Source organism: Anaerocolumna sp. MB42-C2 (assembly GCF_030913705.1).
GTDB lineage: Bacteria > Bacillota > Clostridia > Lachnospirales > Lachnospiraceae > Anaerocolumna.
On the sequence record NZ_CP133190.1, the window covers coordinates 6,107,778 to 6,129,628 of the forward strand.

Below are 21,851 nucleotides of genomic sequence, written 5' to 3' on the forward strand. Positions count from 1 at the left end.
AAGGAGGCAAGTATGAAAAATATATTTAAGAAAAATCAAATCATTATTACTGCATTGGCTATCATGATTGCAATTGCAGGGTATCTGAATTTTTCTGACAGGAACCACGAGGATAAAATTGCCGATGTCGGCAATGGTGAAGTATTGGATTATGATACATATACGGAAACGGAAGGCGATAATATTACAGACGGAAGTACCGTTTCTCTGCAGGACACCAAAGATTTATTGGATGAAACCGCTTTGGATGTAACTACGGATGGAGAAAGTGACAGTAAAGAGACCTTGGCCAAAGATAAAGGAAAAGAAGAAAAGGCAGATGCTAAAGGTACAGATGAAACGACTTCTTCAGATAAAAGCGGGAAGAAAGAAGATGCTAAAGCCGATACTTCTAAGAAAGCCGATTCCGAAGAAGTAGCTGCTTATGATGTAAACGATAATGGTGAAGTTGTTGTTGATGAAAAAGGGAAAGAAACCACTGCTCCCGGTGAAGCAGTATTAGTCAGCACGACAACCACTCCTGATTTCTTTGCTTCCAGAAAATTAGCAAGGGAACAGATGAGAGCGGTTAATAAAGAAGAGTTAATGAAAATCGTTGACAGCGCTAACCTTACTGAAAAAGCCAAGGAAGAGGCAGTTAATAATATAATTAAAATGACTGCAATCTCTGAAAAAGAAAATGCTACCGAAACGCTTCTGGAAGCAATGGGCTTTAGTGATGCAATCGTTACAATTGAAGGTAAACTTGTTGATGTTGTAGTGAATGCAGCCAGCTTAGATGAACAGGATGTTGCTAAAATTGAAGATGTTGTTAAGAGAAAAACAGGTGTAGCATCAAAAGATATAAATATTGCTCCGGTAGTTGTAGGAGAATAACAGATAAGAATTAATGTTAATAGCATAGCAGCATAATTACAGAGGGCTAATGCAAATTTTGCAGGAGCCCTTTTTACGATTACCGCATAAAAATCTGGTAATAATAATATTAAGCGGAGATGTCTGTTATTATATATCGAGTACAGGAAACAATTATTGTTCCCAAAAAGCCAGTTAAAGCACAGGTAAGTGGTACTTGTATTTAAAAATATGAATAAATGATTGGCATTTAAGAATAAGTTTGATATAATAATTACATTAAGTAGCATTTTTTGGACACTTGTTACTGTTATGTGTATAAACTTAGGAGGTAATTACAGTGGTTAAGGAGCAAGAGAATAGAAATACTTATCAAATACATGCTGAAAGTAATGTGGGTGAGGTGCAGATTGCTGATGAAGTAGTTGCTACCATTGCCGGTTTAGCTGCCACCGAAGTAGAAGGCGTTGCTGCAATGTCAAGTAATATTACGAAAGAATTGGTTAGCAAGTTGGGTATGAAAAATTTATCCAAAGGAGTTAAGATTGAAGTTAGCTCAGACTCAGTATCGGTGGATTTATCCCTGACATTGGAATATGGTTACAGCATTCCTAATACCTCCAGACAGGTTCAGGAAAAAGTTAAATCAGCAATTGAGAACATGACTGGTTTGACGGTTTCGGTAGTTAATGTCAGGATTTCAGGTGTTAATATAGAAAGAAGCAAATAAATAAAATAATAGTGTCTAAACCTATGCAACCCTTAGATAATTCTATTTAAGGGTTGTTTATGTGTTAAACATTTCGTTATTTCATAGGAAGTTTCAACGAACGTCAGGGCTAGAGTCTGGCTCGCCAGACTCTTTATTCTAAAGGCTGAAAGAAAATTAAATTGAAAGGATGCCATAAAATGATTCTTTCAGTCTGTTTTAATATGAGGCAGTACCGCTAAAAGTTAACGGTATGCAATGGGTGCAATTATGAGTAGAAGAGAAATCAGGGAACATCTTTTTAGAATGCTTTTTCGAAAGGATTTTCATGAAGATACGGAATTAAATGAACAGATTGATTTGTATTTTGAATCTTTAGAGGAACCAAAAGAGGAAGATTTACTTTATTTAAAAGAAAGATTTCATAAGATAATTGAAAGAATTCCGGAAATTGATGCTATATTAGCAGAAGCTTCCAGTGGATGGAAATTAAACCGAATGGGTAAGGTTGATCTTACTATAATGAGACTTGCCATATATGAGATTAAATATGATGATGATATACCAACAAAAGTCGCCATTAATGAAGCAGTTGAGATAGCCAAAATTTTTGGAGGAGATTCCTCCGGGTCCTTTGTTAACGGCGTTTTGGCTAAGCTGGCTAAAGATGAATAACAATATCAGGCTGTATCTGAGGGTTGACTTTAGGTATGTTATGGGAACAAGGGTGGTTTTATGAATAATGTATATTCCGTAACACAGGTTAATTTATATATCAAAAATATGTTCATAAGGGACTATGCCTTAAACAATATCTATATTAAGGGTGAGGTATCCAATTGTAAGTATCATACTTCCGGGCATATTTATTTTACGCTGAAAGATGATAATGGGCAGATGGCCTGTGTCATGTTTGCCGGGCAGAGGAATGGCCTTAAATTTCAGTTAAAGGAAGGACAGAGCGTTATTGCCCTTGGATCTGTTAATGTATATGAAAGAGACGGTAAATATCAGCTTTATGCGAAAGAAATAATTCTTGATGGTTCCGGTCTGTTATATCAGAAATATGAGCAGCTTAAAAACAGATTGGAAGAAGAAGGACTCTTTGAGGCAGAACACAAGAAAAGGATACCGGTTTACCCCAAGATGGTAGGTATCGTTACAGCTAAGACAGGAGCGGCAATTCAGGATATCATAAATATTACAAAACGGCGGAATCCTTACGTACAATTAGTACTTTACCCGGCTTTGGTTCAAGGGGAGGGAGCGGCACAAACCGTTGTCGCAGGAATACATGCTTTGGACAAACTTGGTGTAGATACCATAATAGTCGGACGCGGCGGTGGCTCCATTGAAGATTTATGGGCATTTAATGAAGAGATTGTAGCGAGAGCTATTTATGATTGCCGAACGCCTGTTATTTCGGCGGTAGGCCATGAAACCGATGTTACGATAGCTGATTTCGTTTCTGATCTTCGGGCACCTACACCATCTGCGGCTGCGGAACTGGCTGTACCTGATATTAAAGCAATTCTTTTTGACATAACAGCATTGAATCATGCCCTGAACAGCGGATTGCAAAAGAAGATATCAGTTTACCGTAATGAAATAAAGCATTTTGCTTTAAAGTTGGATTATGCCAGTCCAATCTATCAAATCCGCCAGAAAAGGCAGCAGCTGATTGACATGGAACAGAAATTGTCGCAGCAGATGCAAAAAAAGTTAACCCTTAAAAGGCATCTACTTGAACTATATATTGAAAAAATAGAAGGGCTTTCTCCTCTTAAGAAATTAAATCAGGGGTATGCCTTAGTTTTGAATCGTGAGAATAAAATCATGAACCGTCTTGATAAAGTGCAAGTCGGTGAAAAAATTCGCATTTGTATTACCGATGGCGATGTGATGGCTACCGTTGATGAGATGATTAAAAAGGAGCGGAATTAAATGAAAAAAGAAGAAAAGTCCCTGGAAGCTTCCTTTCATGAAATAAATGATATTATAAGTAAGCTGGAACAGGAAGACATTACACTGGAAGACTCATTTTCACTCTATCAGGAAGGCATAAAATTATTAAAATACTGTAATGATTCTATTGATAAGGTCGAAAAAAAGCTGATCGTATTAGGGGAGAAAAGTGAAACAGATGAACTTTAGGGATGAACTAAATAAGAGGGTTAGTTACATTGAAACTATAATAAAAGAATATCTACCGGAAGAAACCGGATATCAGAAACGTATATATGAAGCTATGAATTATAGCATTATGGCCGGAGGTAAAAGACTTCGTCCTATGTTAATGCTGGAAACCTACCGTTTATTCGGCGGTTATGAGGAAGAAAAGATCAGACCTTTTCTGACCGCAATGGAGATGATTCATACTTATTCGCTGGTACATGATGATCTTCCTGCAATGGATAATGATGAATACCGCAGAGGCAGAAAGACCACCCATGTTGTATTTGGAGAAGCTATGGGCATATTGGCGGGGGATGGTTTACTGAACTACGCATTTGAAACAGCCTGCTTGGCACTAAAAGGCGATTCTTATGATGATCTAAGACGTGCAGCAGCAGCTTTTAGTATCCTTGCCCAAAAAGCCGGTATTTATGGGATGATTGGCGGACAGGTTGTTGATATGGAGGGATTCGGGACTTTAACCGAATCGCATTTGAATTTAAATAGTAATATAAAAGGGATTACATTAACAGAGCCCCATAAAGATCATAACACTATATTGGATAAATTAAACTATATGTACAAGCTTAAAACTGGAGCACTTATTGAAGCAAGTATGATGATAGGTGCTGTATTAGCAGGAGCCGGGGAAGAGGATATAGCAGTGGTGGAACAAATGGCTTCGGATATAGGACTTGCTTTTCAGATACAGGATGATATATTAGATGTTACCTCAACTACTGAAGTTATCGGAAAACCTGCGCACAGCGATGAAAAGAATAATAAAGTAACCTATGTAACCTTATTAGGAATAAACAAAGCAAAAGAAAAAGTTGAGGCCTTATCGGAGAGAGGATTAGCTGCTTTTCAAACGCTTAATAAAGAAAATGAATTTTTACAGGAATTAATTATAGAACTTATTAACCGTAAAAAGTAGTTCATTGAGTATTATATACGTTTAATGTTTAATTACTTACAGACAAATTATTAAACAGAAATGAAGGTGAAGATTTGTCACGAATCTTGGATAATATAAATCAGGCAAATGACATTAAAAAAATAAACCCGTCCGACTATAAAAAACTGGCGGAAGAAATTAGAAAATTCCTGGTGCAAAATATCAGTAAGACAGGTGGGCATTTGGCTTCTAATCTGGGTACGGTGGAATTAACTATGGCTTTACATCTGTATATGGACTTTCCTAAGGATAAATTAGTATGGGATGTAGGTCATCAGGCATATACGCATAAGCTCTTAAGCGGCAGAAAAAATGATTTCTGCACGTTAAGGACTTTTGAGGGATTAAGTGGATTTCCTAAAAAGAAAGAAAGTAATTGTGATTCATTTGATACAGGACATAGTTCCACATCGATTTCAGCGGCTATGGGTCTGGTAAAAGCAAGGGATTTAAGAGGAGAGAATTACAGGGTAACGGCAGTTATCGGGGATGGAGCATTATCCGGAGGATTAGCCTTTGAAGCACTGAATAATGCAGCGAGGCTTAATTCCAATCTGATGATTGTATTAAATGATAATAATATGTCTATATCTGAAAATGTCGGCGGTATGGCTAACTATTTAGGCCAATTGCGTACAAATATAAAATATAATAAGTTGAAAGACTCTATAGAAAATACTTTAAATAATATTCCCGGAATTGGTTCTATCATAATGGACAAATTAAGAAAATCGAAAGATTCCATTAAACGGCTGGTTATTCCGGGCATGTTATTTGAGGATATGGGATTAACTTATATCGGACCGATAGACGGTCATGATATTAATCAATTGACTACTGCTTTTTCCAGTGCTTCCAAGTTAAATGAAGCAGTATTGGTGCATGTAATAACCAAAAAAGGCAGAGGTTATAAACCGGCAGAACAGAATCCCTGTTGGTATCATAGCGTGGAATCCTTTGATGTAAAAACCGGTAAAAATAATGCCCCGAAAAAGGGTCTTACCTATACTGATGTTTTTTCCGATACTTTAATGGAACTTGCGGGGGAAAATGAGAAGCTGGTAGCAATTACGGCAGCTATGCCCAGCGGAACCGGTTTAAATAAATTTATGAGACAGTATCCGGACCGGTTTTTTGACGTGGGGATTGCGGAAGAACATGCAGTTACCTATGCTGCAGGTTTGGCTTCCGGTGGTATGAAACCCTTTGTAGCAATATATTCTACATTTTTGCAACGGGCTTACGATCAGATTCTTCATGATGTATGTATTAGCAGACTTCCTGTTGTATTTGCTATCGATCGTGCCGGCTTAGTTGGAAATGACGGTGAAACCCATCAGGGTATCTTTGATATCTCATTTTTATCCCATATGCCGTCGATGACCATGATAGCACCTAAAAATAAAAAGGAATTCCGTGAAATGCTTTATTTCGCAAATCAGTTTGACGGACCCATTGCCATTCGTTATCCCAGAGGCAGAACATATGAAGGTTTGGAGGAGTTCCAAACTCCGATTGAATACGGTAAAAGTGAGATAATTAATTTAAATAAATCGAATATGAACATAATGCAAGATTGCGATTTTAACCAAATTTCCAGAGATACATTCAACGACGAATTTCATCTTGAGAACCTGGTTATACTTGCGGTAGGAAGTATGGTGGAAACAGCAGTACAGGTTGTTCAGGAATTGAATAACCTTGGTAAACAGGCTGTATTAGTAAATGTGAGATTTATTTCTCCTATGGATGAAGAATTATTTCACCGTTTGGCATTAAGTTTTGGAACGTGGATTACCATGGAAGAAAACGTTAAGACAGGCGGTTATGGTGAAAAGGTTGCAGGATTTTTAATGGAGCATAATTACCAACGAATCAGATTGATTAATATTTCCCTGCCGGATCAATTTATAGAGCAGGGGGATGTAGGGGTATTAAAAGAAAAATTACAATTTGACCCAGCATCTATAATAAAAAATATATTATCAAAAGTAGAAAGTTAATTTCGTAATGTTCCTTTCTATTTTATGGAGGTTACCTGTGAAGGAACGATTAGACGTATTATTAGTTAAAAGAAACCTGATTGAGTCACGAGAAAAGGCGAAAGCGATTATCATGGCGGGTAATGTATTCGTTGACGGACAGAGAGAAGATAAGGCAGGCAGTATGTTTGCCGATTCTGTAACGATAGAAGTGAAAGGGATTCCATCAAAATATGTCAGCCGCGGAGGTTTTAAATTAGAAAAAGCTGTTGAACAGTATGGTGTTTCCTTAGAAGGTAAAATATGTATGGATGTGGGATCCTCAACGGGAGGATTTACGGATTGTATGCTGCAGAACGGAGCCAGTAAAGTCTATGCGGTGGATGTGGGAACAAATCAGCTTGCATGGAAATTAAGGCAGGATGAACGGGTCATTTCCATGGAAAAAACAAATATCAGGTATTTGGAATCGAATCAAATTCCGGACAGTATCGATTTTATATCCATAGACGTAGCCTTTATATCCCTTACAAAGGTATTGTTACCCGTACGGGAATTATTAAAAGAGAGCGGTGAGGTTGTCTGCCTCATTAAACCTCAATTTGAAGCCGGTCGTGAAAAAGTAGGGAAAAAGGGTGTAGTCCGTGAACAAAGTGTTCACATTGAAGTAATAGAGAAAGTTATTATTTATGCGGTATCAACAGGGTTTCATATCCTTAATCTGGATTATTCACCGATAAAGGGGCCGGAGGGTAATATTGAATATTTATTACATATTCAGAAAGATATCATCCCCGAGAGGGAACCGGAAATCGAAATGACTCTTAAAGAATGCAATCAGTACGTCCACAATGTTAATATAGGTGATTTATTAAATTATATCCATAATATTGTAGGCGCCGCGCATAATACATTGAACTTGTAAAGATAGAGTGTTTATGGTACAATAACAGGAGCATTGTATAAATAATCATAACAATGTAATTTATAGGAGTTTTTAATGAAAAAGTTTTGTGTAATAACAAACCGGGATAAAGATACAGATTTAGAAATTACAACGAAAATTGTAGATTATATGAGGAAAAATAAAAAGGAATGTATCCTTTTGGAAGGTCAAAATCCTGTAAATTACCAAAATCGTTTTACGGATGCAAGCGCTATTCCAAAAGACACGGAATGTGCTATTGTATTAGGCGGAGACGGTACCATTATACAGGCAGCCAATGATCTTGCGGGAAAAGGAATTCCTATACTTGGCATAAATCTTGGAACACTGGGTTTTTTGGCAGAAATTGAAAAGCATAACCTTTATGAAGCACTGGATGTTTTATATTCTGATCAGTTTAGTTTAGAAAGCAGAATGATGTTAAAAGGGAATGTATATAGTAAGAAAGTGCGGGTTTACGGTGGTATTGTATTAAATGACATTGTTATTACCCGAAGTGGTTTTTCAAGAATTATCAGTGTAAGCATATTTGTAAATGATGAATTGGTGGGGCGGTATCGTGGTGACGGAGTTATTGTATCTACACCGACTGGCTCTACAGGTTATAATTTATCCTCCGGCGGACCGATTGTTAAACCCGATGCAAGAACGATTATTATAACACCGATATGCCCTCATACGTTAAATTCTAGAAGCATTGTGGTTTCTTCCGAGGATTCGGTTAAGATAAAGATCGATGAGAGCAAAAAGACGCAAGAGGAAGAAGCAATTGCAACATTCGACGGAAGAATGGCAATTTTACTTCAGGCAGAAGATATTATTGAAGTAGGCAAAGCGAAAGAAGAAACAAAATTAGTGAAAATCAATCATACTAGTTTTTTTGATATACTAAGAACAAAAATAGGACAAGGTGGGGAATAAATATGAAAGTAGGAAGACAGAGTAAAATTATTGAGTTAATTAATAAGAATGATATTGAAACACAGGAAGAGTTAGCTGATTTACTGACGAAAGCAGGTTATAATGTAACCCAGGCTACGATTTCCAGAGATATCAGAGAATTGAAATTAACAAAAATATCGGTAGATGACGGAAGGCAGAAATATATTGTTTTAAACAATACGGAAACCGGTTTAAGTGAGAAATTTGTCCGTGTATTAAAAGATGGTTTTGTTTCCATGGATATGGCCCAGAATATTATTATTGTTAAAACCGTATCCGGTATGGCAATGGCGGTTGCAGCAGCATTGGACGCTTTACACATTCAGGGAATTATGGGATGTATAGCAGGAGATGATACCGTCATGTGTGTAATTAAAACTACGGAAGAAACCGTTATAGTGATGGAAAAATTGAACAAGTTAATCAATTCAAAAAGCTTGTAAATAAAAACAGACCGTGGTACAATGATTTATTGTGCAGGTTATTTAACGATCGTTTGAAGAACCTGCGATTTAAATATCCATAATAATAAAAAGGAGAGTTTATATGTCGGGACATTCTAAATTTGCCAATATAAAGCATAAAAAAGAAAAAAATGATGCTACAAAAGGAAAAATCTTTACGAAATTGGGAAGAGAAATAGCGGTAGCGGTAAAAGAAGGTGGTCCGGATCCTAATGCCAACAGTCGTTTGAAAGATATTATAGCAAAAGCAAAATCCAATAATATGCCTAATGATACCATTGACAGAAGTATTAAAAAGGCTGCCGGCGATGCAAATGCTGTTAATTATGAATTTGTAACATATGAAGGTTATGGACCTAACGGAATTGCAATTATTGTAGAAGCTTTAACAGACAATAAAAACAGAACCGCGTCCAATGTAAGAAATGCATTTACCAAAGGTAACGGTAACGTAGGTACACCGGGCTGCGTTTCCTTTATGTTTGATAAAAAAGGCCAGATTATTATTGATAAAGAAGAGTGCGATATGGAAGCGGATGAGCTTATGATGATCGCATTAGATGCCGGAGCAGAGGATTTTGCAGAGGAAGAAGACAGTTTTGAAGTTCTTACGGATCCGGAATCCTTTAGTACTGTTCGTGAAACGTTGGAGAAATCAGGAATTTCTATGGCGCAGGCAGACGTAACTATGATTCCGCAGACCTGGGTGGAATTAACCAATGATCAGGATATTAAGATGATGAACCGTACTCTTGATTTACTCGACGAGGATGATGATGTACAGGAAGTATATCATAACTGGGATGAATAAGTAGAAAGGCTGTAAGTACTGCAAATACAGGGTTTTCTGTAAAATTAGATGTGAAAAAATGCACTAGTGATGATATACTGGATGCCTGTTAATAAAAAATGAGGCATACATCCAAATCCCACTGTCTATCATAGCTGAGCCTATGGTGGATGGAGGGATTTTTTTATGTTAAATCAGGATATTATTATGTTCATTGAGAGTAGACAGAGCAAAGCTATCTGCTCTTTTTTGTATTGGTTTTTATTCCTATTTGGTGTATAATAATGGAAACATTTATATTAATGGGGGAATTCAATGGAAGTATTGATTAACAAGCTAAATGTTACTGAATTGGAAAGAGCATTTGTTTTAATATGGGATGTTTTTTTAGAATTTGATGCACCAGATTATAGTCAAGAGGGAATAGAAACCTTTAGGAAAAATTTCATTGAAAATGAGGACTTTAGAAATGCTTTCAAAGAAGGTAGGCAGATTATGTATGGTGCATTTTTAAATAATCTTCTTATAGGGGTTATATCTATAAGTATAAATAATCATGTTTCATGTGTTTTTGTAGATAAAAAATATCATAGAAATGGAATTGCAACAATGTTATTCAGACATATCATTCTGGAACTAAAAGAGAGACAAGTTCAAAAAATATTTTTAAATGCATCACCATTTGCCATACCATTTTACCATGCTATAGGCTTTGAAGATTTAGATAATCAACAAGATTATCATGGTATTTTATACACACCAATGGAATTAAACTTGTAATTATGTTATAGAATAGGATTGGTAATGATATGAGTGTAAATAAATATGAGGTACTAATTCATGTGGAAGTATACTGCTGAAAATGATTATCCAAATATTAGTTTACATGATTGTCGTATTTCAAATGTACTTATTGACAATAACGATATCGTCTTTGAATTTGATGATAACGGTTTTTGGATATTAGAAAATAACTGTCAAAATCCCTTTAAAAAGACTTTACGTCAGTGATTTAAGGCGATCACAGTTTATCCCAACCTTACTAATTGCCTAGAGGAGAATGATGTACGGGACATTATAAAAGCTGTAAAAGCATATAAAAATTTGGTGATTATGTGTCAGGAGTTGAAAAATGAAAAATAAAGCAGCAATGGTAGTTATATTAATTATTATTATTTGTTTAAATCGCTATGGATATGCCTATGCATCTATTCTTAAGCAGGAAGTAGATCGAGATGGTATTATAACATATTATGTGACAAATGAAGAAGATAAATTTTTAGCTTTCAGTATGATTTTCGCCAGATTAGATACACAGAGCAGAATTGTTTATACAGATAAATATGATGGAGATATAAACGATGTTTACGATTTTACAGATTATAGACATTATATGCAAAAAGAAGTAATTAATTTACAACATGGCATAGGTTCTTATACTGGCAGTGGAGTAATAAAGAATTCAACCAGCAAAATAAAAAATATACTGGATTATAGTATTTATTATTTTGAAACCGAGGAACAAATACAATATGTTTCTGATAAAATTAATGAAGTTATAAAAAATAATATTCAAAATTTACAAACCGATTACCAAAAAGCATATTTTGCGTATAGGTGGGTGTTGGATAATGCCAGCGTAGATTATACAAATAGTAATTTCTCGGCTTATAGCGGAATCACAGGTAAGGGTACGGTATGTCAGGGGTACTCCACCTTATATGCGACGATTGCGGGTGCATTAGGATTGGATAATGAAATTATTTTTGGCGGCGTCAATGGTTCAACATATAATCATGCCTGGAATGCTGTTAAATTAAGCGGTCAATGGTATTGCGTAGATACAATGTGGGGTGATATTGCTAACAGTGATACATATTTTTTGGTTCCAAAAGACATTTTAGCATCTAGTGATTATGGGTATCATATTTCAAGTATGTATGATAATTATGAAAATTCCGGCGAAAAATTTGCTGCGCAAAACTATGTTACTACCGATGAAGAAAAATCTAGTTATGTAATGCCATCAGTATATAATATAAAAATGGATGTGTTAAAATCTAACAAATTAGATATTGGCGAAGGATATACTTTTATGATAAATAATCCGGAAAATATTCAGTTAATATTTAAAAGTGACAGACCTGATATTGCTACAGTTGATAACAAGGGTATAATTACAGGAATATCGGAAGGAACAACTACCATAACTGCTTATAATGATGCTCTGAAATTTTCACAAGATTGTGTTATCACAGTATTATCTAAAAAGGTTGGCACAATATTATCAGACAATAGTATTAAGTTAAAATCTAAAAATTCATTTAAATTGAAAGTTAAAAATGCATTAAATTATTCTGTTTATAAATGGTCATCGTCTAATAAGTCCGTAGCAAAAGTAACTTCATCAGGAGAAGTAACTGGTGTATCACCTGGTAAATGTACCATTATGTGTCAGGTAACAAATGGAACAAATATTGTAATTTTACAATGTAATGTTTCTGTAATAAAATAAAATTAAATAAGAGTGACTGAACTGAATTTTGAAGGGGGAAAAGTTGGAGATAGCGGTATTAAGTGATATTCATAGTAATTATGTTGCATTAGGAAGATGTATCGAATTTGCATTGAATAAAGGTGTGGCGAATTTTTTGCTTTTGGGGGATTACGCAGGAGATTGTCCATTTCCGCAACGTGTTATGCAGATGTTATATGAATTAAAGGAAAGATATAATTGCTGGTTTATAAGAGGAAATAGAGAAGAATATATGATTGATTATCAAGATAATGGGGAACAGGGATGGGTAAACGGTTCAAGTTCTGGGTGTCTGCTTTATACTTATGAAAATCTAACGAAGAAAGATTTGAAATTTTTTAGAGAGATGCCTAACAATTCAAAAATGATGTTTGCTGGATTACCAGCTTTTTGTTATTGCCACGGTTCGCAAAAATCATCCAGAGAACACTTGTATATAAATAGTGAAACTTCAAAAAAAGTTCTTGAAGAATTAGAAACGAATATCTTAATCTGTGGTCATACACATGTACAGGGAACCTTTGAGTATATGGGCAAAAAGATAATAAATCCAGGTTCAGTTGGAATACCCTGGTATTACGATGGAAAAACTCAGTTTGCCATAATTCGTGGCACTGAATATGATTGGAAGGAAGAGTATTTTCAATTGGATTATGATAAAGAAATTGTTCTGAAGGAATATGAAACGAGTGGGTTTCTTGAAATTGCGCCTATGTGGGCGGTTCTTGCGAGAGAGGTTATTAATACTGGAAAAGATGTTACGACAAAAGTCTTGAATAGGGCAGTTGAATTATGTAAAGAAGAAACAGGAGAAGCAATTTGGCCATATATACCTGAAAAATATTGGGAGTATGCTGTAAGAGAGCAAGGTATATATTTTTAACAATGTTACATAATGATATTTAAATAATTCATTGTTTATAACATTAATAAGATTTTGAATATCCAAGGAATACAAACATTAGCTAAAAATTATGATGATTTAATAAAAACCATTAAATGACCGGGAGGTTAAGTTACGTTTTTTAATTCTATAAACTTCAATAAGGAATCATATAAGGAGAGATATAATTATGGCTTCAAAGCTTCCTGTCGTAAAACAGACAAAATACAGTTACGTATTATTATCTAGCATCTTACTGATAATTATTTCTTATGGGATTTTTTTATTAATGGGAATTTCTTTTCCGATTGAAGAAAGTTTAATAGTATATTTGGTAATTTCATATACGGGAAAGGCTATCCTGCCAAAAAATCATAAAAAAGGTCTCAATTATATTAAAAATAATCAATATGACGATGCAATAGTGGAATTTCATGAAAGTTATGTATTTTTCTCAAAATATAAATGGGTTGATAAGTATAGACATATTGTAATGCTTTCTACAAGTCAATTTTCATATATAGAAATGGCTTTAGTGAATATGGCATATTGCTATGGACAAATCGGTCAAATTGAGAAAGCAAAGGAATTATACCAACAGGTATTAAATGAATTTCCTGATAATCAGATAGCTATAGCGGCGCTGAAGATATTTGACTCAGCAGATGGTATTGATTTTGATGAGTTACAATATATGGATAAGTAATAGAGAAGAATATCCTTGGTATTATATAAAATCAAGTTAAAAATTAGACAGGATACCTGACGCGCAGTTGTTGATTTCATTGAAGTGACAGTGCGTCAGCGTCAGAGTCTGATGAACAAGAATCTTCTTCCCTATGAAATAAAAAAGCCCTATCGCGTGGGATGATCACATCGCAGAAAGGAAAGTTACTGTTCAAGAAACTGTTTTTTTCAGGAGAATAAACAGTAACAAAGGAAGAATATTTTACAAAATATTAATGTATTAACGCTTGTTTTTAGAAGAAGATAATGATAAACTACTACTCAATGACTGTATGAGAGGTAAATACATAAGTTTCGGTTTTGAAACTTATACATAGTAAAGAGGGCTTAGGAATGAAAAATAGTAAGAAAATTAAGATTATAATAGGGGTAGTTTGTATAGTTCTGCTTATTGCGGCGGCATATTTTATCAGTTACATGCTACGAGTTAACCGATATCAGGATAAAGTAAGTAACTTAACTTATAATGATATTAATATTTCTAATATAGCAGACGGAACCTATATCGGAGAATGTGATGTTGATTTTATATATGCTAAAGTAGAGGTCACTGTCAAAGAAGGTAAATTAATCAATGTAAAACTTCTGGAACATAAAAATGAGCGTGGAAGCAGTGCGGAAGCAATAACGAATAAATTTGTACAAGAGCAGCGTATTGATGTTGATGTTATTTCGGGAGCTACCAACTCAAGTAAGGTTATTAAAAAAGCTGTTGAGAATGCTTTGGAGCAATAAAAGTGTTTTAATCAGTAATAATTAAAAATGCATATCAAATTCCTCTGTAAATCTAATTTTATTGTGGTTAACAGAGGGATTTTTAAGCGAGAAAGGGTAAAATCAAATGATAAACTCCAGTGAAGTTAAATACATACCTGCATTTCTAAGGCCGGAAGAAATAGAAAATGATGCGTGGGCCTTAATTTTATCCGGCAAACAATTATTGCTGTGGCAAACAGAGAATCAATTAAGGATTCCAAAAATAAAAGAATTAAAAGATAATATTTCAATAAATGAGGATATGATGTATATAGGCAGATATGACGGGTTTGCCTGTTATTGTAAAAAGGCAGACGAATTGCAAACACTTACAGAGAAACTAAAAGCAGTGGAATTAAGGGATATTACGGCTAAAACCGGTGATTCAGGGTTATTTATGCTTGCAGGTACTGCAAATCACTTGCTGCATTGGAATAGTACTAATCAATATTGCGGCTGCTGTGGAAATAAAACTGCGGATAAAATAGACGAGAGAGCAAAAGTATGCCCTAAATGCGGTAATACGGTATATCCAAGAATCTCTCCGGCAACGATTACAGCTGTATTTAATAAAGACCAGATATTACTTGCACATAATAAAAATTTTAAGAGGAATTTATACAGTCTTATTGCCGGTTATGTTGAGCCTGGAGAGACCCTGGAGCAGTGTGTGGAACGAGAAATCCGTGAGGAAGTAGGGATTAAAGTAAAGAATATAAAATATTTCGGAAGTCAGCCCTGGCCGTTTCCGGATTCATTAATGATGGCTTTTACCGCTGAATATGAAAGCGGACAAATAGAGGTAGATGACTTTGAAATTACGGATGCCTCGTGGTATCATGCAGATAACTTACCGGAGATTCCAAACACCGACAGTGTGGCCGGCAAGATGATACGTTGGTACCGTGATCAGTTTAATGAAATGTCAAATTAATATTGATTTTATCAGCGGACTTTTAAGAAATAGAAAGGTCCGCCTTTTTTATTGTATAGGAAAGTTCTCCGAACTTTCCTATACAATAAAAAGCCCGACCGGCAGGATGCACATGAAGCGCTTAAGGAAGATGTCACTGTCATGACAGCGCGTCAGCGCTAGAGTCTGGCGAGCCAGACTCTTTCTAGCTTATGAAAATAAGCCAACTGTTGTCAGTTGGCTAAAGAGAAGGAGTTTTAAGGAAATCTATGTTAAGGTTACTTGTTGTTAGTCGAAGCCAGTAACCACCATAGCAGTCGTGGCTTCTAAAAATTATTTGATTTATAATATTATAATAAATGAAGAATGTGTTGTAGGTATGAACGATTCGTGAAAGAAATGTTAAAATAATTAAATGAAAATAAAATTTATTAGCATTCTACTACTTTACATATTTCTGGTTCGGTTGGCAGTTATTACATCCAGGAATTTTTCTGTGAAATTCACAAATTCTTCACATCTAATGGAAATACTAATTCAGAAAGTTAGTGTACTTGCGGTTATTTAGAAAGTGAGGAAGCAGGATGGATAAAGGAAAGTTATGCAGTTTTGCTATAGCAGGTATGATAGGATTCCTTAGTATAAGTCCCATTACCACTTATGCGGCTGAAACAAAAACGGAATCAGTAACTCAGTCAGATAATCTTAATAAAAATCAAGACAGAAAAGTTGTAGAGGGAAAGTTAAAACAAGCTTCTGAAAAATGGAATACTCTATCTGCTAAACAGAAAGAAGAAGTATATTCACTGTTAGAGGAAGAAATGAAAGTCGAGGGCAGGTTAATGGATAAATTAGCTGAACTCGGAATATTAGAACAGGATGATGCAGAAGCTATGAAATCTCGTGTGCAGGAGAGATATCATAAGATAAAAGAAAGCGGGGATTTTCCTTTCATTAGGCAAAAGGGAAGAAAGTAACAAACAAAGATTAGAAGCGGTAGGTTACAGATTGACATAACAACAAGAACACTAACTTTTTAATTTTAATCAAGTATCAGTATCAAGCACAACCTTGCATAGATTTCGATTAATATCAGGCACTGCTGATAAACGAAATCTATGCAAGGTTGTACTAGGAGGTTAATGTTCACAGCTAACAAACACGACGAGTTTGTTGTGAGTGTATTGTCACAAAAAACCGGAGAATTGCAGCGTAGGAACGATGTTTTCTCGTTTTGTGTGTTTCGCGAAGCGTGTTATTATTCAGGGAATTGATGCTTTTTTCAAGTGAGTGAACAGTAACACTAGGAAAAATGTGCTAGTTTCACCGTGGCAACATTACTTGCTTTAACAGGAAGAGTATGCTAAACTAAAAAAGAAGAAAAATGCAATAATATAGGGAAAAAGGGAGGATAAAAGTTAGTAAAAGTGCTACACCTATTGGGGATAAAACCTGATTTATTGAAGTTAATATGGATACATAATTGGCTATATTTAGATTATTTGATTAAATTATTTAAAATAACACAAATATGACAAAGTATTGGGTTATTGTGTAAATATTGATAAAATATTCAAAATAAGTATTTTATATAATACTTCTTACTTTATTAATTTATAGTAATAATAGGAGTGTTACTGGCAGGGAGGTCACAAATGAATAGTAAGAAAAAGAAATTTTTATTGGTAACTGTTTGTGCTGTAGTTTTTATGATTACAGGGTTATGGAAATTTTACCAGGTTTATGCGGCTAATAGTGATTATTGGTTTTTCTATCAGAATCCAATGCAAGAGGGTGATGAGATAGAACTCAAGCAGGCAGAGGACAGTATCATTGTTAAATGTGAAGCAGGATTGGAGATAAATGGTACCACAGATACAATTACCTGGCAATCTTCAGACACAAATGTTTTGGAGGTTAAGGGTGGCGGTCCATCTGATCCAACGAATCAAAACCCCATGATTGCCAAACTTACCAGAAAAGGTCCTGGTTATTCGAAAGTAACTGCAATCATTAAAAGAGGAACTACATATTATACCCTTACCTGTAAGGTAAAGGTTGATTATAAGGTTGATAAGAGTATTGCACCCTTTCAAGCGATATTTACAACGGACCTGCAAGATAATTATGTGATGGTATTAAACGGTAATATAGGTGACCCCATAGCCCCGGTAAAACTAAAATATACCAATGCGGCTGATGGTTACCTGGATAGTTCACAAATGACCTGGAGATCTTTGGATACTAACGTTGTAGATGTAAATAATACGACTGGTGCTATTACCATAAAAGGTGCGGGAGAAACGGAAATTGAAGTAAGTACCAATTCTACACTTAAGGAAGAGCCTATTACCAAGACTTTTAAGGTAATAGTTGAACCAAAAGCAAGACTAAATGAGAGTGATTCCTATGCAACAAATTTAACGAAAGAAACAAATGAATTTCCTTTAAATATATATACTAATGCAGTCAATTCCCAGAAATTATACTGGCAGATTTATAATACTAATTTTGAGCTTGTTCCCAATGGAAAGGTATCTTATAGTATGGATAGTAACAAGCTTATTATAAATGGTGCCAAAGCGGGTACTTATTTTATAAGAGGTTACGTAAAGGAAGATTATAAGCCGTCAGAATTAAAAGAAAATATTAAAGGCAATGTAGGGTTTATTCAGATTAAACTGATTGTTCCGATCAAGGTAAATGATATTGGTAAAACAATAATTATGAATGTGGGAGATACCTACAGTATAGAAGACAATACCAATATTGACTCATACGAAAAATTTAACTATACCTGTAATCCTAATTATGTGAATTATAGTCAGGGTGTATTAAAAGCGGTAGGAGTCGGGGATACTACAGTAACATTAACTGTAATAGGATCTACTTCAGTTCCCCCGGAAAGTTATTCCTTTAACATTAAGGTTATTGATGGTATAGCACTTAATTACAGCAGCGTTAAAATATATACTTCAGGAACAATACAACTGGATGCATATGTAACGAATAAAGTCGCACCGATTGTCTGGACTTCCGATAAACCGGAGGTAGCAACGGTTGATAAAAACGGTCTGGTTACAGGTGTAAGCCAGGGCACAGCAATCATTTCTGCTTCGCAGACCATTAACGGAGTCGTAAAATCTGCTGTCTGTACCGTAAACGTACAGCCATCAGTTAATAAGATAACAATTGATCCGGCAACAGTAACATTGAATGCGAATGAAAAAACAACATTAACGGCGGCGGTTGAGCCAACTAAATTAAATAATGTTCATTTGAAATGGATATCATCCAATGAAACAGTTGTGAAAGTAGAGCAGGCTTATGATTTGTCAGCAACAATTCAGGGATTAACACCCGGTGCAGCAGTTATTACTGCCATAAATGAGGAAAATGTCGTTGTTGGTTACTGTCATGTAACGGTAAAAGATAAAGTAAGTAAAATAACGTTATCCAATACTTCCGTCACACTGGCATTATCGAAAAAGACATATCAGCTTACAGCAACAGTTACTCCGGATACTGCTGTTAATAAAAAGATAAACTGGAAATCAACCAATACCCAGGTAGCTACGGTAGACAGTAATGGATTAGTTACATTGGTAGCAGGGGGCAATACCTCCATTATAGCAACCTCGGATGATAATCCGGCTGTAACGGCTATTTGTAATATCACTGTGGAAGTATCAACCTCAGGGATTGTTTTGGATGAAACCACCAAAACCATGGATGTAGGTGATACGGTTAGACTGGGTTATGTAATAACGCCTACGAATGCTGCAAATAAAAATGTTACCTGGAGTTCTTCTAATACTTCTGTTGCTACGGTAGATACCAGCGGATTGGTAAAAGCAGCGGCACCAGGTCAGGCAGTTATCACAGTTAAAACAACAGACGGCAGTTTGTCAGCAACCTGCACAATTACAGTCAAACAAAAAGCTACGGGAATTAAGTTAGACGCTACAGATTTGGAACTGTACGTGGCTCAGACTTATGAATTAAAAGCCACTGTGACTCCGGCAAACAGTGATAAGAGTGATTTTACATGGGAATCCTCCAATTCAACTGTCGCTACCGTTGATAAAGATGGTGTAGTAACTGCCGTTGCGGCTGGTTCTGCAACCATTACAGTAAAGACCACCAATGGTAAAATTGCTTATTGTTATGTTACGGTGAAAGAACAAGTTAACGGTATACAACTTAACTATAAGGAAAAAAATATTGTAAAAGGCGAAAAGTTTACTTTAAAAGCAACAATTGTACCCAGCTCAGCTGCTGATGATGTTAGTATCAAGTGGTCCAGTTCAAAAACTTCCGTTGCTACGGTATCCGCATCCGGCGTTGTAACAGGTATCAAAGCCGGTACGACAGTCATCACATGTTCAACAGATGACGGAAAATATACTACATATTGCGTAGTTTCGGTTGTGGAGCGGGTTACCAGTGTTACACTTAATAAATCCAACATACCGGTAGGATTGGGTAAAAGCTTTACTTTAAAAGCGACTGTAAAGAGTAATGCGGCTACGAAACCAAAATTAAAATGGTCATCCAGTAATAGTAGAATAGCTACTGTAGATTCCAATGGTAAAGTTTCAGGTAAAGCTATTGGTACCGTTACAATAACAGCAGCTGCCCAGGATGGAAGCAAAGCGAAAGATACCTGTGTTATTCGTGTTGTAAAGCAGGCGACATCTATCTCTATTAGTAGAACCTCCGTTACTACCGTGGAAGGACGCAGCTTTAAATTAACCGCTAAAGTTAAACCAAGCAACGCGACTTACAAAACACTTAATTGGAGTTCAAGCGACGATAAAGTAGCGATTGTTGATTCTAAGGGTAATGTGACTGCTATTGCGGAAGGAACCGTTACCATAAAAGCTGCGGCAAAAGATAACAGCGGAAAAGCCGCAACATGTTTTGTAATTGTTCAAAAAAGAACACCTGCTAATAGTGTTACTATAATAAATCAGAATCTTACTATGGTGGTTGGTGAATCAACAACAATACAGAAAGCGATAAATCCGACTACTTCCACTGACCGATTTACCTGGGAGAGTGATAATAAAACGGTTGCTTCTGTAAATTCATCAACTGGTACAGTAACTGCACATACTCCTGGTATTGCAAATGTCACGGTTATGACAGAATCAGGCAAAACAGCTACCACAAAAATAACGGTGGTAGGTTTGAATACCAGCAATCTTGTATTGGAACAATATACTACCTATCAGCTTACTGTGATAGGTATACCAGGCGGTGTAACCTGGGATGTAGATGACAATGATATTGCAGTTGTATCCAATGGTTTGGTTAGCTCCAGAAGAACCGGTACGACAAATATTACTGCCACGGTTAACGGCAGACGATTAACATGCAGGCTTCAAGTGGTTAAAATTAAATAATTTAATAATATATAAATTAATAATAGTATTCAATCTTTTATAGGGTGGGATTTTCAGGTAACTGGAATCCTGCCCTATTACTGTGTAGGGGTTTCATAATTTAGGCTTATAATAAGACATAAAGTGATTAAATAAAATTATCTTCGACAGTATAAAACATATATTGACAAAGAAAATATTAGCAGATATAATGATATTAATAAGTATATGTAAGTACTTACTACTGTGCATGTATATATTTGGAAAATATATTTTCTAAAATATTTAGATAAAAAAGTATTTACATAGAAAAAGTTAAGTTAAATTGTCTAATTAAAATTGCCATAAAGCTGGTGAATATGTTTTGAAATAAACCGTGAAAGATAGCCTTTGAAGGGGAATAAAGGAATTGAAAGGAGATATGTATGAAGAGAGTTTTGATTGTTGATGACGCATCATTTATGAGGATGTCAATTAAAATCATGTTAGAAAAAGGTGGTTTCGAGGTAGCCGGAGAGGCTTGTAATGGTTTGGAGGCAGTAACCAAATATAAAGAATTGAAACCCGACATTGTAACAATGGATATTACAATGCCGGAGATGGATGGGATTGAAGCCTTAAAGATGATCATGCAATACGATCCCAAAGCTAAAGTGGTTATGGTGTCAGCAATGGGACAGGAGACATTAGTAAAACAATCTATCATAAACGGAGCTAAAACTTTTATAATAAAACCTTTTACAGAAGATCAGGTTATCCAATCATTAAATAAAATAGTTACTGCATAATTATCTTAAAAATAAGAGGG

General features: G+C 35.4%; 20 protein-coding genes. All 20 read left to right on the plus strand.

Annotated elements, in window-relative coordinates:
- Positions 1–12 precede the first annotated feature (12 nt).
- The 20 genes from RBU59_RS27060 to RBU59_RS27155 all read left to right on the plus strand — a co-directional run bounded on the left by RBU59_RS27060 (position 13) and on the right by RBU59_RS27155 (position 21,831).
- Positions 13–876 carry a SpoIIIAH-like family protein gene (locus RBU59_RS27060; RefSeq protein WP_308145574.1) on the plus strand — a complete coding sequence of 288 codons (864 nt, stop codon included), beginning with the start codon at positions 13–15 and terminating at the stop codon, positions 874–876.
- Positions 877–1,195: 319 nt separating this feature from the next.
- Entirely contained in the window at positions 1,196–1,585 is a 390-nt protein-coding gene (locus RBU59_RS27065) for an Asp23/Gls24 family envelope stress response protein (RefSeq protein WP_308145575.1), read from the plus strand.
- 249 nt (positions 1,586–1,834) lie between these two features.
- The gene (gene nusB / locus RBU59_RS27070) at positions 1,835–2,239 is read left to right on the plus strand and encodes a transcription antitermination factor NusB (protein ID WP_308145576.1); all 405 of its coding nucleotides are present in this window, start codon (positions 1,835–1,837) and stop codon (positions 2,237–2,239) included.
- Positions 2,240–2,299: 60 nt separating this feature from the next.
- Positions 2,300–3,508 (plus strand): exodeoxyribonuclease VII large subunit, encoded by a 1,209-nt coding sequence (xseA, locus tag RBU59_RS27075; RefSeq protein ID WP_308145577.1) that lies wholly within the window; start codon positions 2,300–2,302, stop codon positions 3,506–3,508.
- Positions 3,509–3,718, plus strand: coding sequence for an exodeoxyribonuclease VII small subunit (xseB, locus tag RBU59_RS27080; protein ID WP_308145578.1), 210 nt, complete (start codon positions 3,509–3,511; stop codon positions 3,716–3,718). It abuts the gene before it with no gap.
- Positions 3,708–4,676 (plus strand): polyprenyl synthetase family protein, encoded by a 969-nt coding sequence (locus tag RBU59_RS27085; protein WP_308148651.1) that lies wholly within the window; start codon positions 3,708–3,710, stop codon positions 4,674–4,676. Before xseB ends, RBU59_RS27085 begins: the two co-directional genes overlap by 11 nt.
- 74 nt (positions 4,677–4,750) lie before the next feature.
- Positions 4,751–6,700, plus strand: a complete 1,950-nt coding sequence (gene dxs / locus RBU59_RS27090) for a 1-deoxy-D-xylulose-5-phosphate synthase (RefSeq protein WP_308145579.1) — start codon at positions 4,751–4,753, stop codon at positions 6,698–6,700.
- Between the two features lie 37 nt (positions 6,701–6,737).
- Positions 6,738–7,604: a TlyA family RNA methyltransferase gene (locus RBU59_RS27095; RefSeq protein ID WP_308145580.1), complete on the plus strand. Its 867-nt coding sequence runs from the start codon at positions 6,738–6,740 to the stop codon at positions 7,602–7,604.
- Between the two features lie 75 nt (positions 7,605–7,679).
- On the plus strand, positions 7,680–8,546 hold the full coding sequence (locus RBU59_RS27100; RefSeq protein WP_308145581.1) for an NAD(+)/NADH kinase: 867 nt from the start codon (positions 7,680–7,682) through the stop codon (positions 8,544–8,546).
- A gap of 2 nt (positions 8,547–8,548) precedes the next feature.
- Entirely contained in the window at positions 8,549–9,010 is a 462-nt protein-coding gene (argR, locus tag RBU59_RS27105; protein ID WP_161839586.1) for an arginine repressor, read from the plus strand.
- 103 nt (positions 9,011–9,113) lie between these two features.
- Positions 9,114–9,842 carry a YebC/PmpR family DNA-binding transcriptional regulator gene (locus tag RBU59_RS27110; RefSeq protein WP_308145582.1) on the plus strand — a complete coding sequence of 243 codons (729 nt, stop codon included), beginning with the start codon at positions 9,114–9,116 and terminating at the stop codon, positions 9,840–9,842.
- 294 nt (positions 9,843–10,136) lie between these two features.
- On the plus strand, positions 10,137–10,601 hold the full coding sequence (locus RBU59_RS27115; RefSeq protein WP_308145583.1) for a GNAT family N-acetyltransferase: 465 nt from the start codon (positions 10,137–10,139) through the stop codon (positions 10,599–10,601).
- 352 nt (positions 10,602–10,953) lie between these two features.
- Positions 10,954–12,336: an Ig-like domain-containing protein gene (locus RBU59_RS27120; protein ID WP_308145584.1), complete on the plus strand. Its 1,383-nt coding sequence runs from the start codon at positions 10,954–10,956 to the stop codon at positions 12,334–12,336.
- Positions 12,337–12,379: 43 nt separating this feature from the next.
- Entirely contained in the window at positions 12,380–13,240 is an 861-nt protein-coding gene (locus RBU59_RS27125; RefSeq protein WP_308145585.1) for a metallophosphoesterase family protein, read from the plus strand.
- A gap of 190 nt (positions 13,241–13,430) precedes the next feature.
- Positions 13,431–13,946 carry a tetratricopeptide repeat protein gene (locus RBU59_RS27130; protein ID WP_308145586.1) on the plus strand — a complete coding sequence of 172 codons (516 nt, stop codon included), beginning with the start codon at positions 13,431–13,433 and terminating at the stop codon, positions 13,944–13,946.
- 374 nt (positions 13,947–14,320) lie between these two features.
- Positions 14,321–14,722: an FMN-binding protein gene (locus tag RBU59_RS27135; protein ID WP_308145587.1), complete on the plus strand. Its 402-nt coding sequence runs from the start codon at positions 14,321–14,323 to the stop codon at positions 14,720–14,722.
- 106 nt (positions 14,723–14,828) lie between these two features.
- The gene (gene nudC, locus RBU59_RS27140) at positions 14,829–15,677 is read left to right on the plus strand and encodes an NAD(+) diphosphatase (protein WP_308145588.1); all 849 of its coding nucleotides are present in this window, start codon (positions 14,829–14,831) and stop codon (positions 15,675–15,677) included.
- Positions 15,678–16,240: 563 nt separating this feature from the next.
- On the plus strand, positions 16,241–16,633 hold the full coding sequence (locus RBU59_RS27145) for a DUF2680 domain-containing protein (RefSeq protein WP_308145589.1): 393 nt from the start codon (positions 16,241–16,243) through the stop codon (positions 16,631–16,633).
- 678 nt (positions 16,634–17,311) lie between these two features.
- Complete coding sequence (locus RBU59_RS27150; protein WP_308145590.1) at positions 17,312–21,064, plus strand: Ig-like domain-containing protein; 3,753 nt, start codon at positions 17,312–17,314, stop codon at positions 21,062–21,064.
- Positions 21,065–21,468: 404 nt separating this feature from the next.
- Positions 21,469–21,831: a response regulator gene (locus RBU59_RS27155; protein ID WP_308145591.1), complete on the plus strand. Its 363-nt coding sequence runs from the start codon at positions 21,469–21,471 to the stop codon at positions 21,829–21,831.
- Positions 21,832–21,851 lie beyond the last annotated feature (20 nt).

Excerpts from the sequence above, each read along its gene's own strand:
- RBU59_RS27150 (WP_308145590.1), top strand. The coding sequence starts at position 17,312 with ATGAATAGTAAGAAAAAGAAATTTTTATTGGTAACTGTTTGTGCTGTA.
- nusB (WP_308145576.1), top strand. The coding sequence starts at position 1,835 with ATGAGTAGAAGAGAAATCAGGGAACATCTTTTTAGAATGCTTTTTCGA.
- RBU59_RS27110 (WP_308145582.1), top strand. The coding sequence starts at position 9,114 with ATGTCGGGACATTCTAAATTTGCCAATATAAAGCATAAAAAAGAAAAA.
- RBU59_RS27135 (WP_308145587.1), top strand. The coding sequence starts at position 14,321 with ATGAAAAATAGTAAGAAAATTAAGATTATAATAGGGGTAGTTTGTATA.
- xseB (WP_308145578.1), top strand. The coding sequence starts at position 3,509 with ATGAAAAAAGAAGAAAAGTCCCTGGAAGCTTCCTTTCATGAAATAAAT.
- RBU59_RS27120 (WP_308145584.1), top strand. The coding sequence starts at position 10,954 with ATGAAAAATAAAGCAGCAATGGTAGTTATATTAATTATTATTATTTGT.
- RBU59_RS27060 (WP_308145574.1), top strand. The coding sequence starts at position 13 with ATGAAAAATATATTTAAGAAAAATCAAATCATTATTACTGCATTGGCT.
- RBU59_RS27145 (WP_308145589.1), top strand. The coding sequence starts at position 16,241 with ATGGATAAAGGAAAGTTATGCAGTTTTGCTATAGCAGGTATGATAGGA.
- argR (WP_161839586.1), top strand. The coding sequence starts at position 8,549 with ATGAAAGTAGGAAGACAGAGTAAAATTATTGAGTTAATTAATAAGAAT.
- nudC (WP_308145588.1), top strand. The coding sequence starts at position 14,829 with ATGATAAACTCCAGTGAAGTTAAATACATACCTGCATTTCTAAGGCCG.
- RBU59_RS27155 (WP_308145591.1), top strand. The coding sequence starts at position 21,469 with ATGAAGAGAGTTTTGATTGTTGATGACGCATCATTTATGAGGATGTCA.
- RBU59_RS27130 (WP_308145586.1), top strand. The coding sequence starts at position 13,431 with ATGGCTTCAAAGCTTCCTGTCGTAAAACAGACAAAATACAGTTACGTA.
- RBU59_RS27115 (WP_308145583.1), top strand. The coding sequence starts at position 10,137 with ATGGAAGTATTGATTAACAAGCTAAATGTTACTGAATTGGAAAGAGCA.
- xseA (WP_308145577.1), top strand. The coding sequence starts at position 2,300 with ATGAATAATGTATATTCCGTAACACAGGTTAATTTATATATCAAAAAT.
- RBU59_RS27100 (WP_308145581.1), top strand. The coding sequence starts at position 7,680 with ATGAAAAAGTTTTGTGTAATAACAAACCGGGATAAAGATACAGATTTA.
- RBU59_RS27085 (WP_308148651.1), top strand. The coding sequence starts at position 3,708 with ATGAACTTTAGGGATGAACTAAATAAGAGGGTTAGTTACATTGAAACT.